Origin of the sequence: Paenibacillus typhae, from assembly GCF_900099765.1 — a bacterium.
GTDB lineage: Bacteria > Bacillota > Bacilli > Paenibacillales > Paenibacillaceae > Paenibacillus_AQ > Paenibacillus_AQ typhae.
Genome location: NZ_FNDX01000005.1, coordinates 219,318 through 235,495, shown reverse-complemented (window position 1 = coordinate 235,495; position 16,178 = coordinate 219,318). Strand labels below are relative to the sequence as shown.

General features: G+C 53.8%; 13 protein-coding genes. 5 read left to right on the top strand and 8 right to left on the bottom strand.

Annotated features, from left to right (window positions below; genetic code table 11):
• Positions 1-79: 79 nt before the first annotated feature.
• From BLR64_RS06885 to BLR64_RS06870, 4 genes are all read right to left on the bottom strand, one after another.
• Positions 80-301, bottom strand: coding sequence for a YezD family protein (locus BLR64_RS06885; protein WP_090713415.1), 222 nt, complete (start codon positions 299-301; stop codon positions 80-82).
• A 102-nt stretch (positions 302-403) separates the two neighbouring features.
• A complete protein-coding gene (gene cysW / locus BLR64_RS06880) occupies positions 404-1,267 on the bottom strand; it encodes a sulfate ABC transporter permease subunit CysW (protein WP_090713414.1) in 864 nt (287 codons plus the stop codon).
• A 17-nt stretch (positions 1,268-1,284) separates the two neighbouring features.
• Positions 1,285-2,124, bottom strand: a complete 840-nt coding sequence (gene cysT / locus BLR64_RS06875; RefSeq protein ID WP_090713413.1) for a sulfate ABC transporter permease subunit CysT — start codon at positions 2,122-2,124, stop codon at positions 1,285-1,287.
• Positions 2,125-2,263: 139 nt separating this feature from the next.
• Positions 2,264-3,391: a sulfate ABC transporter substrate-binding protein gene (locus BLR64_RS06870; protein ID WP_090713412.1), complete on the bottom strand. Its 1,128-nt coding sequence runs from the start codon at positions 3,389-3,391 to the stop codon at positions 2,264-2,266.
• A 377-nt stretch (positions 3,392-3,768) separates the two neighbouring features.
• Between BLR64_RS06870 and BLR64_RS06865 the strand changes: the two genes are divergently transcribed.
• The gene (locus tag BLR64_RS06865) at positions 3,769-6,069 is read left to right on the top strand and encodes an alpha/beta hydrolase (protein ID WP_167360618.1); all 2,301 of its coding nucleotides are present in this window, start codon (positions 3,769-3,771) and stop codon (positions 6,067-6,069) included.
• 77 nt (positions 6,070-6,146) lie between these two features.
• Here the strand turns inward: BLR64_RS06865 and BLR64_RS06860 are convergent, their stop codons facing one another.
• Entirely contained in the window at positions 6,147-7,202 is a 1,056-nt protein-coding gene (locus tag BLR64_RS06860) for a lactonase family protein (protein ID WP_090713410.1), read from the bottom strand.
• Between the two features lie 280 nt (positions 7,203-7,482).
• On the opposite strand from BLR64_RS06860, the gene BLR64_RS06855 reads away from it, so the two are divergent.
• The 3 genes from BLR64_RS06855 (at position 7,483) to BLR64_RS06845 (ending at position 9,722) form a co-directional block, all read left to right on the top strand.
• Entirely contained in the window at positions 7,483-7,743 is a 261-nt protein-coding gene (locus tag BLR64_RS06855; protein ID WP_068723663.1) for a GlsB/YeaQ/YmgE family stress response membrane protein, read from the top strand.
• Between the two features lie 176 nt (positions 7,744-7,919).
• Positions 7,920-8,426 (top strand): CcdC family protein, encoded by a 507-nt coding sequence (locus BLR64_RS06850; RefSeq protein WP_090713455.1) that lies wholly within the window; start codon positions 7,920-7,922, stop codon positions 8,424-8,426.
• Between the two features lie 333 nt (positions 8,427-8,759).
• Positions 8,760-9,722, top strand: a complete 963-nt coding sequence (locus BLR64_RS06845) for an L-lactate dehydrogenase (RefSeq protein WP_090713409.1) — start codon at positions 8,760-8,762, stop codon at positions 9,720-9,722.
• An 83-nt stretch (positions 9,723-9,805) separates the two neighbouring features.
• Here BLR64_RS06845 and BLR64_RS06840 read toward each other — a convergent pair whose 3' ends face one another.
• Positions 9,806-11,836, bottom strand: coding sequence for a methyl-accepting chemotaxis protein (locus tag BLR64_RS06840; protein WP_244157630.1), 2,031 nt, complete (start codon positions 11,834-11,836; stop codon positions 9,806-9,808).
• 186 nt (positions 11,837-12,022) lie between these two features.
• The gene (locus BLR64_RS06835) at positions 12,023-14,317 is read right to left on the bottom strand and encodes a heavy metal translocating P-type ATPase (protein ID WP_425262167.1); all 2,295 of its coding nucleotides are present in this window, start codon (positions 14,315-14,317) and stop codon (positions 12,023-12,025) included.
• A 358-nt stretch (positions 14,318-14,675) separates the two neighbouring features.
• Between BLR64_RS06835 and BLR64_RS06830 the strand changes: the two genes are divergently transcribed.
• Entirely contained in the window at positions 14,676-15,656 is a 981-nt protein-coding gene (locus BLR64_RS06830) for a cation diffusion facilitator family transporter (protein WP_090713453.1), read from the top strand.
• A gap of 120 nt (positions 15,657-15,776) precedes the next feature.
• Here the strand turns inward: BLR64_RS06830 and BLR64_RS06825 are convergent, their stop codons facing one another.
• Positions 15,777-16,142, bottom strand: coding sequence for an ArsR/SmtB family transcription factor (locus BLR64_RS06825; protein WP_068723657.1), 366 nt, complete (start codon positions 16,140-16,142; stop codon positions 15,777-15,779).
• Between the last annotated feature and the right edge of the window lie 36 nt (positions 16,143-16,178).

The following is a 16,178-nucleotide window of genomic DNA, read 5'->3' as shown; positions in this document are numbered from 1 at the left end:
TTCCGCCTTCACATTGAAGGGACGCTGCTCTGTTTCTGTTCCTGTCTATTATTTTGAACGAGCCGCTAAAAGCTGCCTTCTATCCCCGTCCCGCCGAACGGGCATCCGTACGCCGGTTTCCGGCTTCCCCACTGTAACGCGGATTTGCTGAGCTGTTCTCGAAACGCTTACGCTCCGTACGCTCCATCTGAACAATCTGACCCTCATGCACCACAATGTGCAGTGAGCCGAATTCCATATTGTCCAGCAGTTCTGAAATTCGTGATAGCCATAACTCATCCACCTTCAGTGGCTTAGCCATTTTCCAGCCTCCCTTTCCCCGGATAGGGGGTTATCTCCGCCTAAATCCCGTCATTTCCAACTTGTATACTGAGCTTTAACTTAGCATGGAACCAAATCACTGTCAATGAGCATTTTTGCGCATTAGCCAGCTTTTGATAATCATTGTAACCAGGGCCAGTAGAAGCAGCAGTGAAGCAACTGCGAAGGAAGCTGAAAACTGATATTCGTTATACAAAATTTCCACATGCAGCGGCAGCGTATTGGTCTCTCCCCGGATCCGGCCGGATACTACGGACACTGCCCCGAACTCTCCCATCGCCCGCGCGTTGCACAGAATGATGCCATATAACAGCCCCCATTTGATATTGGGCAGGGTAACACGGAAAAAGATTTGCCAGCCCTTGGCGCCCAGCGTAATCGCCGCCTCTTCCTCCTGCGTACCCTGGTCCTCCATCAGCGGGATCAGCTCGCGCGCTACAAAGGGAAAGGTTACGAACAGTGTCGCAAGTATAATGCCGGGGAGGGCAAAAACAATCTTGATGTCATTATCGCTGAGCCAGGAGCCGAACCAGCCGCTCGAACCGAACACAAGCACAAAGATCAGCCCGCCGATAACCGGCGATACGGCAAACGGCAGATCGATCAGGGTAATCAGAAAGCCTTTGCCGCGGAAACGGAATTTGGTCACTGCCCAGGCTGCGGTTACGCCAAAAATCGTATTCAGCGGAACCGTAATCGCCGCTACGAGCAGTGTCAGCCTTAGGGCTGAAGCCGCATCCGGATCAGAAAGTGCAGCCCAGTAGACGTCCCAGCCGCGCTTCAGTGCCTCAGTAAGCACAACGATCAGCGGCAGGGCAATCAGCCAGAGCATTACCAGCCCGGCGGCTGCAATCAGCACCCATTTCACTACCCGGGATTCATTGGTTGCGGATGAGGCCGTGCTGCTTGTTCGCTTAGGGGCATGCATAGGCACAGTTCCTGCCATGTTTATTCCTCCTTATTTTATCTTGATGTTTTGCGGGCCCAGCGCTGAAGCAGGTTAATGACCAGCAGCATCAGGAAGGAAATCAGCAGCAGAAGCAACGCCACCGCCGTCGCTCCGGCGTAGTCGAACTGCTCCAGCTTGGACATAATCAGCAGCGGGGCAATTTCCGTCCGCATCGGCATGTTCCCGGAGATAAAGACGACTGAGCCATATTCACCGATCCCCCGGGCAAAGGCCAGCGCGAAGCCGGTAAGCAGCGCAGGAAATACCTCAGGCAGAATGATGCGCAGAAAGGTCCGGCCGCGCTTTGCACCCAATGTTGCTGCAGCCTCCTCCATATCCCTGTCAAGATCCTCCAGCACCGGCTGGACGGTCCGCACAACAAAGGGAATGCCGATGAACATCAGCGCCAGCGTGATTCCAAGCGGGGTAAAGGCAATTTTGAAGCCGTACGGCTCGAATAAAGAGCCGATCCAGCCGTTCTGGGAATAAAGTGCGGTCAGGGAAACACCGGCAACCGCGGTCGGCAGGGCAAACGGGAGATCAATAAGAGCGTCGAAAATTCTTTTGCCCGGAAACTCGTAACGCACGAGCACCCAGGCCATCAGCAGGCCAAAAAAAGCATTCGCTAACGCTGCAGCCGCAGCAGTACCAATGCTGACACGGTAAGAGGCCAGCACCCGGGGATCGGTAGCAATATCCCAGAACTTGGCCCAGCTCAGCCCGGTTGAATTGATAAGCAGCGCCGATAGCGGCAGAAGTACTATCAGACTCAGGTACAGTACACTGTAACCCATCGTAATGCCGAAGCCCGGAAGCACCTTGCGCCGTGCTGCAGCCGTAGAAATGACATTCATCTATGCACCCATCCTTTCCTGCCTTCGGCTTGTCACCGATCAGCGTCCCTGACGGAGCAGGCTCCCCAGGCCCATATCATTCATGAATGCCCCAGCTCTTGCGGCTGAGGCATCCGGTTATTAAAAGCCAGTATCTTATTTATTTGCTTCCCGGCACATAAATCTGGTCAAAGATTCCGCCGTCATTGAAATGCTTCTCCTGGGTTTCTTTCCAGGTGCCGAACTTCTCAGCCAGGGTGAACAGCTTGATTTCCGGGAACTGGTCCTTGAACTGCTCCTTCACACTCTCAAGTGTCGGACGGTAATAGTTCTCTGCGGCGATTTTCTGTCCTTCCTCGGTGTAGAGGTAGTTCAGATAGGCCTCAGCTACCTCGCGTGTTCCGCGCTTGTCTACTGTTTTGTCCACGATCGCTACCGGCGGCTCTGCCAGAATGCTCTCGGACGGGTTCACAATTTCAAATTTGTCCGGGCCCAGCTCCTTGATGGACAGATAGGCCTCATTCTCCCACGCCAGCAGTACATCGCCGATGCCGCGTTCTACAAAGGTCGTTGTAGCTCCGCGCGCCCCGGTATCCAGTACCGGCACATGCTTGAACAGCTCCTGGACAAATGCCTGTGCCTTGGCTTCATCGTTATTGTTATTGTCCAGTGCATACCCCCACGCCGCCAGATAGTTCCAGCGTGCTCCGCCGGAAGTCTTGGGATTCGGAGTGATCACTTCCACGCCCTCTTTCAGCAGATCCGGCCAGTCCTTGATGCCCTTCGGATTGCCCTTGCGAACCAGGAACACGATGGTCGAGGTGTACGGCGAACTGTTATGCTCGAACTTGCTCTCCCAGCCTGCATTAATCAGCCCTTTATCAGCCAGCGCATCAATGTCATAACCAAGCGCCAGTGTTACAACGTCCGCCTCCAGTCCTTCAAGCACCGCCCGGCTCTGCGCTCCGGAACCGCCATGGGACTGTTTAATGGTTACCTTCTGCCCGGTTTCCTGCTCCCAATAATCAGCAAACGATTTGTTATAGTTCTCGTACAGCTCGCGTGTAGGGTCATAGGAGACATTCAGCAGCTCTACCGGATCTTTTGCCGGCGCCTTTGTCGCTTCGGCTGCAGCAGCCGCATTCGTTCCTGCATTGGTTGCCTCAGGCGTGCCTGCTGCTGAATTTGCACTGTTGTTCGTATTGCCGTTGCTTCCGCAAGCAGTGAGCCCTGCCGTCAGCAGTAATGTAAACCCGGCGAGAAGCCCCTTCTTGATCCCTTTCTTCATTCCAACCACTCCCCCATGTTTTTTTAATATTAGAAATGCCTCTGAAATTCATGTTAGTAGAAAAAAGACGCAGGAATGCCCACATATGGCAGGTCAAACCGGTCCTGTAGACACGTGTCTGCTTGCTTCAAGCGGGCGCTCCTCCGTCTGTACGGTAAGAACATTTATTTAATTATTCCTACCCGTTTAGTAGGTTTAAACACATAATACTGAAATCTCTGCCACCTGTCAAATCTTTTTTTCAGAATGGCTTCAAGATGGCATTCTGCTCTTTCTGCGGGAAGCAAATGGCGGCTGTTCCTGCAAGACCCGCTTGTTATCAAAGCTGCAAAAGCTGTAAAGTAATAATATTGCTACATCTTATGGGGGATAAAAACATGGGAATGGATTTGGAATATGCTCCAGAGCTGCCGCAGCCGCAAAGACCTCGGCTGATCAGACGCATATTCGCGGAAATAGGCAGACGCATCATGTTAACCTACGCTTACGACACAACCTTATGGAGGACCGCACTGGCCGGTCCCTGGACTATAGGCACGCTGGCCTTTATTATTGCCGTCCTGGGCATTCCGACAGGTATGGGAGCCCCGGCGGATATTATTCTGGCGGCAGGAGCCGGAACGCTCGTGCTGGCACTGGCCGGGAATCTTCTGGCCCTGCTGCTGTCCCTGACCGGCCTCCGCTTTCCTAAGCTGTTTGCCGGAACTGTACTCAGCTCCTTCGGAGCTGTGCTGCTCATTCTGTACTTCTCCGACCTGACGATTGAAGCAGCCGCCGCTGTTGCAGCCATTGCCGCTCTGCTGGGCGGAGCAGCCGGGCTGTCGGCCGGACTGCTGCGCAGCAGGCGGACCGTGTCGGGAGTTCTGCTCGCCGCGGTCCTGCTGCTGGCTCCGCTGCCGCTGTACGGTGCGGGACCCGGGCAGCCTCCGGAGCGTACCACAACCGCTGAAGCCGGAAATGCTGCTCCAATCAGCGCAGCCGACCCCGGAGCACCGGGGAGCTACAGCTACGAGCATTTCACCTACGGCAGCGGAGAGGATCTGCACCGCGCTGCGTATGGTTCAGAGGTCAGGCTGACCTCCGGTTCTGCCGATGCTTCAGCCTATATCAAGAACTGGCCCAAGCTGCGGACGATATTCTGGGGATTCGATTATACTGCGCTTCCGCTCAATGCCCAGGTATGGATGCCTGAAGGCACCGGCCCCTTTCCGCTGGTGCTGATGGTACACGGCAACCACATGATGGAGGATTATTCGGAAGCAGGGTACGCCTATTTGGGGGAACTTCTAGCCAGCCGGGGGTTCATTGCGGTGACGCTGGATGAGAATTTTCTTAACTATTCGGCCTGGTCCGGCATTCCGGACAATGATTTCAAGGTGCGGACGTGGATGATTCTGAAGCATCTGGAGCAGATCGGGGAATATGCGGAGCAGCCGGATAATCCGTTCTACCGGAAGGTCGATTATACAAAAACGGCCCTGCTGGGCCACAGCCGCGGCGGCCAGGCGGTCGCCATGGCAGCCGATGCAGCACGCTGGTTCAGGGATGATCCTGTCCTCGCAGCCGCCGGACAGTTTACAATATCATCTGTTATTGCACTGGCTCCAACCGATAAAGCCATCGACGACCAGCAGGCCCGGCTAAAGGATGTCAATTATCTGACACTGCAGGGTGCGCGGGACGGTGATGTGCATGACTTTTACGGAGACCGGCAATATATACGCTCCAGCTACTCCAGCGGCTCATCCGCCTTCAAGAGCTCGCTCTATATCGCCGATGCCAACCACAGCCAGTTCAATACGGACTGGGGCCTGTATGACCAGTCCCTGCCGGCGGGCTTATTCTTAAGCCGGGCAGAGATTATGGACGGGGATGAACAGCGGCAGATTGCTAAGGTATATGTATCAGCATTCCTTGAAACCACCCTGCACGGACAAACCGGATACAAGGAGTTATTCAGGGATTACCGCAGCGGGCTGCAGTGGCTGCCGGATACAGCATATTTCAGCCGTTTCCAGAGCGGCGGGTATATTCCGGTCGCGAGTTATGATGAGGACCGCAACAAGAATACAGTGACAGGCGGCACTGCAGCCGTGACAGGTCTGGGCTGGACCGAGGAAACGGCCAAGGACCGCGAGTCCAAGAGCAAAGCAACCTATGGTATCCTGCTGGAGCACGATGCGGGAGAAGAAGCAGGCTCGTACAGTATCCTGCTTAAGGACAGCGTAGTCCGGGAGCTGGCCGCCTCCGGTGCGGAAGGCCTGACCTTCTCCATGGCGAACCGTAATGCCGACCCTGGTGCAGAAGACAGTGAGCCGGATGTGCCTGCAGCGGCTGCCCCGGCTCCCGATGTCGAAATCGAACTGACTGACAGCAATGAAGTAAGCGCCCGGCTGCCGCTGGATGAAGTGATGGACATCCTTCCGCTGCCGCAGACAGCGTTCACAATCAGCCCCTGGCTGGAGGAGCGGGTCAGCGGCGGTAAATACGGAGACCTGTCAGAGGCGGTATTCCAGACGTATGAACTGCCTTTTGAGAGCTTCCTTACGGAAGAGCCTGCCCTTAATCCCGATGAATTAACCGAAATCACCTTTTACCTGCAAGAGGAAGGCGACCGGATCATGCTGGATGATATCGGCTTTTATACCGGAGACGGGAGTCCCGGCGGATTACAGTAGTTTGCCCTTATTCTTCATACATTATTGCTCAAGGGCCTTCCCTGCAGCCGGCTGCAGGGAAGGCCCTTATTGTTCTGCTATGGCTGCACCGGAACCAGACAGACCGGAGCGGTAACCTCCAGCTCGTTACCGGTAGGGATCAGCCGGCCGCTCTCCCTGTCAACCCGGAAAGAAACAATATTGCCGCTCTCCTGGTTGGCAGCAAGCAGCATGCCAGAGATGATTGCGAAGTTGCGCGGTATCCGTCCGCCCGATTTCACCCAGTCCCCCTGCTCCAGCAATCCCGTCTCTGCATTAATATAGAACAGGCCGATGCTGTCATGTCCGCGGTTCGACGCATACAGGAACCGTCCGCATGGTGACACATGAATATCTGCGGCCGTATCATCACTTCCGGCCGGATAATGCTCCGGCAGCGAGCTGATACTCTGCAGAATCTTCAGGTCGCCCTGCTGCTCATTGTTGGCAAATACCGTAATGGTGCTGTTCAGCTCGTTAATCAGATACATCCATTGTCCTGACGGATGGACGGCCAGATGGCGCGGGCCCGAGCCCGGCGGGAGATCCACTTCACGGTGTGTAACCAGCTTGCCGTCCACAAGCCGGTAGACCAGCACCTGATCAATCCCGAGATCACATACCAGCACCCGTTCCCCGGTGCTGTCAGGAATAACAGAATGCGTGTGTGGTGCATCCTGCCGGTCCTGGCGGATTCCCGAGCCCTCATGCTTGACCTGGCCGGACATTTCGCCAAGTGAGCCGTCATCATTTACCGGAAAGGCATTCACATTGCCGCCGGTATAATTAGCTACGAATATGTAGTTACCCTTGGGGGAAACAGATACATAGCAGGGTGCACCGCCGTCCGTGCTTCTGCTGCCCAGCGGCTGCAGCGCCCCGGTACCGGCATCAGCGGCAAAAGCGTGGACCTTGCCCTCATCCTGCTCGCTTACCGCATAGAGCACAGTTCCGGAGCTGTTCAAGGCCAGAAAGGAAGGATTCTCAATGCCTGCGGTCCCGCCCAGCACCCTCATTTCCCCGGTATCTTTATTAAGGGCTCCGAGCAGGATAGCTTCTTTCTCTTTAGTATTATAAGTACCAATGTAAAATAACACTTCATTCGGCTGCTTCATATCCGCGTCTCCTTTGCAGTAAACTGCATTTTATAATTGCTGCTGCTTACATAACATTTACCCTGTACTATGCAGCTTCCTCTGTTTAGGGTTCTCTAAATCAATATAACATGTTTATTTACCCGGTACTTCACCTGTATTAAACAGCTGTTCCCAGGGCATAGTAAACCGTCGTATCAGCCTGTAAATACAAAATTATCCACATGGTTTAAACGTATTGCTTGAGGTTAATAGTAACCATCGAAGGCAACACACACATACAAAAAGGAGCTGAAGCAAAATGAGTTTTCTCTGGATGTTGATCGTAGGCGGCGTGATTGGTTGGCTGGCAGGTCTGATTATGGGCAGAGACATTCCGGGAGGTATTATCGGTAATATTATTGCCGGTATCCTTGGCTCATGGCTCGGCGGTATGCTGCTGGGCGACTGGGGTCCTAGAATCAGTGACTTCTATGTCTTCCAATCCATTATCGGTGCAGTAATTCTGATTGCTATCGTCAGCCTGATTCTCCGTTCGGTTGGCGGACGCAGCCGTTCGTAAGCTGAGTGATCAAGGGTAACCCTTGAACCTGATTATAACGCATAATCTGCAATGAACCCGCCAGGGCAGCCTGGCGGGTTCATTGTGTCTTCCGCTTAACCAGCATTCTGTTTACAAAGAAATTTCTGCTATAATGAAGAAATAAGTGACACAAATCACAGAGAGGAACGTGAATGATGGGCAATATCAATCCCTCGCTTCTGCATATAGGCTCTACGCTGGGAGCCGTTTTCATGGCGCTGATGGTTATTTTCATCCGCCTGAAGGCAAGCGAGCGTCCGGTGACCCTCCGCAAAATATGGATTCCGCCCCTGGGGATGTCAACCGGCTTCGCCATGTTTGTAGTACCTGAAGTCCGCTTTCCATGGTGGTGGGCAGTGCTGGCTTTTCTGGCCGGCTGGTTCATTTTTGCCTATCCGCTGATACGCAGCACCAAGTTCGAAGGACGGGACGGCCTGATCTACGCCCAGCGTTCCAAGAGCTTCGCCTTCATACTGCTGGGCCTGTTGCTCGTCCGCACCGTACTCCATGAGTTTATCAACCGGTATGTATCCGTCCCGCAATCCGGCGGCCTCTTCTTCATCCTGGCCTTCGGTATGATTCTCCACTGGCGGGTGTTCATGTATAAGCGCTATACCCTGATGTCTCCGCCCCAGGAACGTATTCCGCAGCCGCGGGGCTAGAATCTTACAGAGAGCATCTCTTATCCTTGCCGGGTAGGGGATGCTCTTTCCGTTATTTGGAGATGCTGAGTCAGCAGCATGTAATTTAATTTTGCTCCAGGTTTGTCAACTTATATCCCCTCTCGGTATTTCCCGAATACAATAGTTATGTACAGACGCTGGATCTTTCCTGATTTTCGTATATTATGTGACAAAAGCTGATTGCTTCCGGCTGGAATTTTCATTCTGATGTCAGGTAACTTGCGATGAGATCAGTTAGAATAAAGACATACTTAACCTCCAGCTTCCACAGGCGGGGCCGGGTATTACTTTTAGAGAGTGAGGGCAAGGCAATTGAAAACGAAATCTAGAAAAGTGGCGGTCGTCGGCTCAGGAAATGTGGGCTCCAGCTGTGCCTATTCCATGGTCAATCAGGCCATCTGCGATGAGATCATGATGGTTGACCGTACCTATGACCGCGCCATGGCACAAGCGCTTGATCTCTCGCACTGCATGGATTTTGCAGGAACCAGAACCAAGGTGTATGCCGGAACTGCCGGTGACTGCGGCAGCATGGATGTGGTTATCCTGACGGCTGGCGCCAATCCAAAGCCCGGCCAGACGAGACTTGATGTGCTGGACGCCGCCGCTGTTATCACTAAAGAGATTGTTACCGACATTATGGCCAGCGGCTTCGACGGCATCTTTGTGGTGGCTGCCAATCCGGTCGATATCGTCACATATATGGTATGGAAAATATCCGGACTCCCGCGCCACCGTGTAATCGGCACCGGCACCTCCATCGATTCGTCACGGCTAAAGACTCTGCTCTCCGAGGTGTTCTCTATTGATCCGCGCAGCGTCAACGGTTATGCGCTGGGCGAACACGGCGAATCGCAGTTCGTGGCCTGGTCCCACGTCACGATTGGCGGCAAGCCGCTGCTGCAGATCCTTGAGCAGCACCGGGAGCGGTTCAGCAGCCTCGATCTCGACGATCTTGCCCGCAAGACCAAGGACGCCGGCTGGGAAATTTTCACCCGCAAGGGCTCGACCCATTTCGGCATCGGCAGCGCGCTGGCTTATATCACCCGCTCGATCCTCAATGACGAGCACAAAATCATTGCCGTCTCGGCGATCCTCGATGGTGAATACGGGCAGACGGAAGTATGCACCGGAGTCCCGGCCATCATTAGCGGCGGCGGTATTCAGGAGCTGCTGGAGCTGAATCTGAACGAGCAGGAGACCGCCAAATTCATTGCCTCCTGCGGCATCATCCGCGCCGGCATCCAAAGTCTGCAGCTGGAAGAAACCGTATAGCATTCACTCAGCGGCACAAAGAGCCCCCTTCATGCATAGCGCTGCGGCGCTAGCAGAGGGGGCTTCTTTATATATATGGCTGCTTAACGGTACCGGCCCACTTCTTCCTTCAGCTCAGCCATCATGGCTGTGAGGGCTTCAGCCTCGGATACAACTTTACCCATCAGATCCTTCTGCTCTACAGAAGCCTCGGCAACCAGCTCGGCATTCTCCGCCGATGCCTTGGCAATTGTCAGCATATCCGAGACGGATGCTGTAATTTCCTCTGTCCCGGCAGACATCTCTTCATTGATAGCCGAGACATCCTGAATCTGGTTGGACACTTCACGCATGGAGGAACGGATATGCTCGAAGGCCGCGCCTACATGGTTCATTTTATCCATACCGTCGCCGATTTCAGCAATACTCTTCTCCATGGATGCAGCAGCATTTGCCGTAGAGGTCTGGATTTGCCGGATCAGCTCCACAATATGCACGATGGACGTATTCGTACGCTCAGCCAGCTTCTTCACTTCGTTCGCCACTACCCCGAAGCCGCGCCCGTGTTCACCTGCCCTGGCCGCCTCAATCGAAGCATTAAGGGACAGCAGCCCGGTCTGATTGGAAATTTCAGAGATCACATCGACAATCTGGCCGATTTGCTCGGATTGCTGTGTAAGCGTTGCGATCAGCTCTGAAGTCTGTCCGGCTGTCGTGCTGATTACCTTCATCTGCTCCAGCGTAGACTGGATTCCAAGATACCCGTTCTCTACTTCCTTGTTCACACTTTCCGCCTGGTCGGATACATTGACGGATGATTCTGCAATCCGCTGGAGGCCGATCGCCATTTCTTCCGTCGCCCGGGCTGACTGCTCCGATCCCTTGAACTGCTCTTCCATTCCCTGGGCCACTTCCTTAATGACTTCGGCAATCTCCGCCGAGGTGTTGGACGACTCATTGGCATATCCGAGCAGGCCCTTTGCGGAAATCGCCACCTCAGCCACTGCTGCATCAATCATCCCGACAATACCGGATAAAGCATCGATCATTTCATTTATGCCCTTGCTCATCTGGCCGATTTCATCATTCGAGGTTACAGCTATCCGTTCGCTTAAATGGCCCTCCGCTACCCGTTTTACCACTTTGGAAACGGCAGACACCGGTTTAACCATCCGTTTCGTCAGGTAGAGCGCCAGGAACACAACCACCAGAATGACAATGATCAGAAAAATGCCTGCAACGGTCTGTGCCGATATTACTTTTGCATAGATTTCGTTTTCCGGTACATTGATCATCAGCTTCCAATTCGTGCCTGGTACGGTCTGGTAATACGTAATGATCTCCTTGCCATCTTCACCTTTATAGGTTTCTGATCCGCTCTCCCCGGCCAGAATCTTTTCTGCCGCTGCCTTCATTTCCTTACTGCCGGCGAAATCGGCGATGTTTTTGCCGATCCGCTGTGTATCATAATGGGCATAGTAAGTCCCGTCGCCCGAGACAACATAACCGTAGCCGCTTTCTGCCACTTTGATAGCCTTGTTCATCTCATTCATTATCTCAGGCGTAACCGAGAAGGCAATGGCTCCGGCAAACTGCTTGTCCGCTCCGGCAAAAGGGACGACTACCGATATAACATACTTGCTCAGGGGCTCCAGGAAGGTCATATCCGCCACAGCAGGCTGCATCGTCTCTTTCGCCTTCAAAAAGTAATCCGCTGTTCCCATCTCAGCCGTTAAGCCCAGCATATTGGTCAACAGACCGTCTTTATTAATAACACTATAGCCCTCAGACTGCATGTCGCTTTCCTCAAGCACCTTGATGGCCGGGAAAATCGTCTCCGGCTTTGAAGTATCAAATTCAGGATGCAGGGCGACCAGCGCCTGTACAGCAGAGGTTTTGGACATTAACCATTCGTTAAGCCGTGAAGCATTCATATCCAGGATCGTTTCCGCGATTGCTTCACTGTCTTCCTTGGTCACCTTACTGAAATAGGTTGTAAAAAAGAGGGTAGATCCGAGCAGCGGTATAATCGATATGGCCAATATAATCAGAGACCATTTTCTTTGCATTGAGGCCGTTTTGCGTGTTTTTGTTTTCATTTTCAGCTTTGTCCAAAGCTTTACTTCTTTTTCCACCTTTAGTCCTCCCAGCAGTATTAGTTAGCAGCTTCCATTTGCTGTAAATCTATACTGTTATATCGGCAAGAACAGACAATTTCCATTATATATCACATAAAAAATAAGCCTTTAGTCCCACATTATGGAATCCAAAAAGGCTTATTTTTCATATTTATTCATCTAATTTCATTCGCAAAATCATGACTATTCCTTGGGAATCTGCAGAGCGCGGACGCTGTTCAGCACCGCCAGTACCGTAACGCCTACATCCGAGAATACCGCCTCCCACATCGTGGCGATTCCGAATGCGCCCAGGAGGAGGAACAATCCTTTGACGGCTAGGGCAAAAATAATGTTCTGCCAGACAATACGCCGTGTTCGCTTGGCAATTCCGATTGCCGCGGCAATCTTCGACGGTTCATCCGTCATAATCACAATATCCGCTGCTTCAATGGCTGCGTCCGAGCCGAGCCCGCCCATCGCCATTCCGACATCAGCCCGCGCCAGTACCGGGGTATCATTAATGCCGTCGCCGACAAAAATAATGTTCTCCCGCTTGCCCTTTTCCTGCTCCAGACGCTCAATCGCCTCAACCTTATGCTGCGGAAGCAGGCCGGCATGGATTTCATCAATGCCAAGCTGTGCTCCGACAGCCTCAGCAACCGCCTTGGTGTCACCGGTCAGCATAACGGTTTTACGGATACCGAGCGCTTTAAGCGCTTTGACCGCCTGAAGCGAGTCCTCCTTCACCTCATCGGCAATAATCAGATGTCCGGCATATTGCTGATTTACTGCCACATGAACGACAGTCCCGCTCTGCGCAGGCTCAGCCGCTGATATCCCCTCACGCTCCATCAGCCGGGCGTTTCCGGCGAGCACCGCCTTGCCTTCTACTGTAACGGAAATCCCGTGGCCTGAAATCTCGTCATAGTTCCCCGTTGCATCCATGTCAATGGCCTTGCCGTAGGCCGCACGGATGGATTCGGCAATCGGGTGGCCTGAATGGCTCTCTGCATACGCGGCTGTACGCAGCAGCTCTTCCTCTGTAAAGCCCCCGGCAGAGAAGATTCCTGTTACCGTAAACTGCCCTTTAGTCAGTGTGCCGGTCTTGTCGAAGACCACAATCTTCGCATCATTCAGCGCTTCCAGATAATTGCTGCCTTTGACCAGGATCCCGCTGCGCGAAGCGGCACCGATTCCGCCGAAGAAGCCGAGCGGGATCGAGACGACCAGCGCGCACGGGCAGGAAATGACCAGGAAGACTAAAGCACGGTATATCCAGTCCGAAAAGGTCGCTCCGTTGATCGCCAGCGGGGGAACAACAGCCAGCAGCAGTGCTGTAATGACAACCAGCGGCGTGTAAGCCCGGGCGAATTTGGTGATGAAATTCTCCGTCTTGGCTTTGTTGCCTGCAGCATTCTGCACCAGCTCGAGAATTTTGGATACCGCCGATTCCCCGAAAGTCTGGGTCACCTCTACGGTAATGACGCCGTTGCGGTTAATGAAGCCGCTCAGCACCTGACTACCCGGCTCAGTTGAACGCGGCACCGATTCGCCGGTAAGTGCAGAGGTATCCATCATCGCACTGCCTTCCAGAATGGTTCCGTCGAGCGGCACCTTCTCACCCGGCTTCACGACAATGATATTCCCGATCTCGACCTCCTCCGGCGGAACCCGCCGCAGCCCGCTGCCGTCCTTCAAATACGCGAATTCGGGACGGATATCCATCAGCGCAGTAATAGACCTGCGGGAGCGGTTCACGGCCATCCCCTGAAATAGCTCGCCCACCTGGTAAAAGAGCATTACGGCCACGCCCTCCGGGTATTCGCCGATGGCAAAAGCCCCGATTGTCGCCAGCGCCATCAGGAAATTCTCGTCAAACACCCGGCCGCGGATAATATTACGGGCTGCCGACAGCACGACCTCACCGCCGACAATCAGATATGCGGCCAGAAAAAGCAGCAGCTCCGGTATGCCGCCGAGCGGCAGCAGCATGGCTGCAGCGGCCAGAATCCCGCCTCCGGCAAGCCTCAGCACGATGCGCCGGGTGTCTCCTGCGCCGTGATCATGGCTGTGTCCATGGTTATCGGCGCCGTGGGCGTGCCCGTGGGCGGTATCGCCGTGCGCGTGCCCATGCCTGTGGGCGGCGGCATCGCCGTGCGCGTGCCCATGCCCGTTATGGCCGGAGTCTCCGTCCTCATGGGCATGGACAGCCCGGACCGCTCCGGGCTGCGTCTTCCTGCGGACGCCTCCGGCCTTCAGCTCCCGCACCTTCACATGCGGCTCAAGGCTTGTTACCGTCTGCCGGGCCTGCTCGGAGATGCTGTCAGCCTGATCAGCAGCACTTTCCACAGTCATCGTCTTCATGGCAAAATTGACTGAGCAGGAGGAGACGCCTTCAATCTTACTGACCTTATTCTCGATCTTCATCGCACAGTTTGCACAATCCAGCCCCTCAAGCATCCACTTTCGTTTCACAAGACCTTCAGCTGTACTCAAATGACTCATCTCCCTTGGATCTAACTATATATGAGTATTTGTTCATATGTTAACTTAAACACATTATATTCTCCTAAAACTTACAGTGTCAATGCAGAAACTGCATACTTTTCCGCTTATTTTAGATGCTAACAGGATAATGCCTATCCGCGGCCGGGACTATAAAATAAAAGATATAGCCGCTTGTAATTTTACCTCAGCAGGGATAATATTAACATATGAGCAATCATTCATATGTTATTTTAAAGGAAGGGGCTTATTTATGAATCAGCACCGCCGCTCAGGCAACGATAGAGCTAATGAACAATCGCTCCACAAAAACCACACGAGTCATAACCACACGGGCGAGCACCAGGATATGAACCAGAATCACTCCCGTCAACACGGCAGCACAGACAATAAGCACGCTCATAATCACAGTCACACAGGGCATGATCATGACCACGCTCACGGACATGGCCATTCCCATGCCCCGGCTGACCGGAAGGGTCTGCTGATTGCCTTGATTATTACCGGCGGAATCATGCTGCTCGAATTTTTCGGGGGACTGGTCACGGACAGCCTGGCGCTGCTCTCAGACTCCGGGCATATGCTCAGTGATACGGCTTCACTGGCTTTAAGCCTGGTCGCCATGATATTTGCCGTCAGGCCGGCCTCTGCCAAAAATACTTACGGGTTTCACCGCTTTGAAATTATGGCCGCCCTGTTTAACGGAGTGACTCTATTTGTAATCGCCGGCTTTATCATGTGGGAGGCGTTCAAGCGCTTCGGTTCCCCTCCTGAAGTAGCCAGCGGTACCATGATGATCATCGCTGCCGTTGGTCTTCTGGCTAACCTTGCAAGCGCCTGGTCGCTGCTGCGCAAGAGCAGCGGCCATGATAACATCAACATCCGCAGCGCCTATCTGCATATCGTCAGTGATGCCCTCGGCTCTGTCGGCGCACTGCTGGCCGGGCTGGTTATGTCGCTGTTCTCCTGGTATCTGGCTGACCCGATCATCAGTGTGGTTGTAGCACTGCTGATTCTGCGGAGCGCGTGGGGTGTGGTGAAGCAGGCCTTTCACATTCTGATGGAGGGGGCTCCCCCTTCCGTGGACTCCGGAGCTGTCAGTGCCGCGCTCCTTGGCATCGACGGCGTGATGGATGTCCATGATCTCCATATCTGGAGCATTACCTCCGGCCTGGACGCGCTTAGCGGACATCTGCTGATCAGGGATAGCGCCAGTCATCAGGCTGTTTTGCAGCAGGCCGTCCGTCTTATAGAGCAGGATTTTGGCATCCGCCACGTTACACTGCAGGTCGAGAATTCCGCTATGGAGCACGGCGAGTTAAAGGTATGACCCCGGCCAAAGCCCGGAGCAGTCATACATAATTTTTTCAGCCATCCTGATATTTAAACGCTGCAAAAAAAACCGTCCCCGGGGCTGCTGGCCCTATGGACGGTTTCTTGTGTGCCTGATCTATTCGTGCCGGATATGCTCATGTGTCTGCAGGAAAATCTGCTCAACATGCGCGTCGTTCAGCGAATAATATACGGTTTTGCCTTCTTTGCGGCGCTTCACAATCCGCAGATTCCGCAAATAGCGGAGCTGATGGGATACCGCCGACTGCCCCATATCAAGGATAGTGGACAGATCGTGCACGCACAGCTCTCTCTGCGATAAAGCGTAAATCATCCGCACTCTTGTCGGATCGCCCAGCGCTTTGAACATCTCGGCCATTTTGTCCGTAGTTCCCCGGTCAGGCAGAATGAGCGCCGCTGTCTCCGGCCCCAGCTCCGAACCGCTGCAGGTATTATCGCATTCTTCAAGTGCTGCCGGCTCCATGCTTCCGCCCTCCTAATTAAGCTTCCCCCGGTCGCA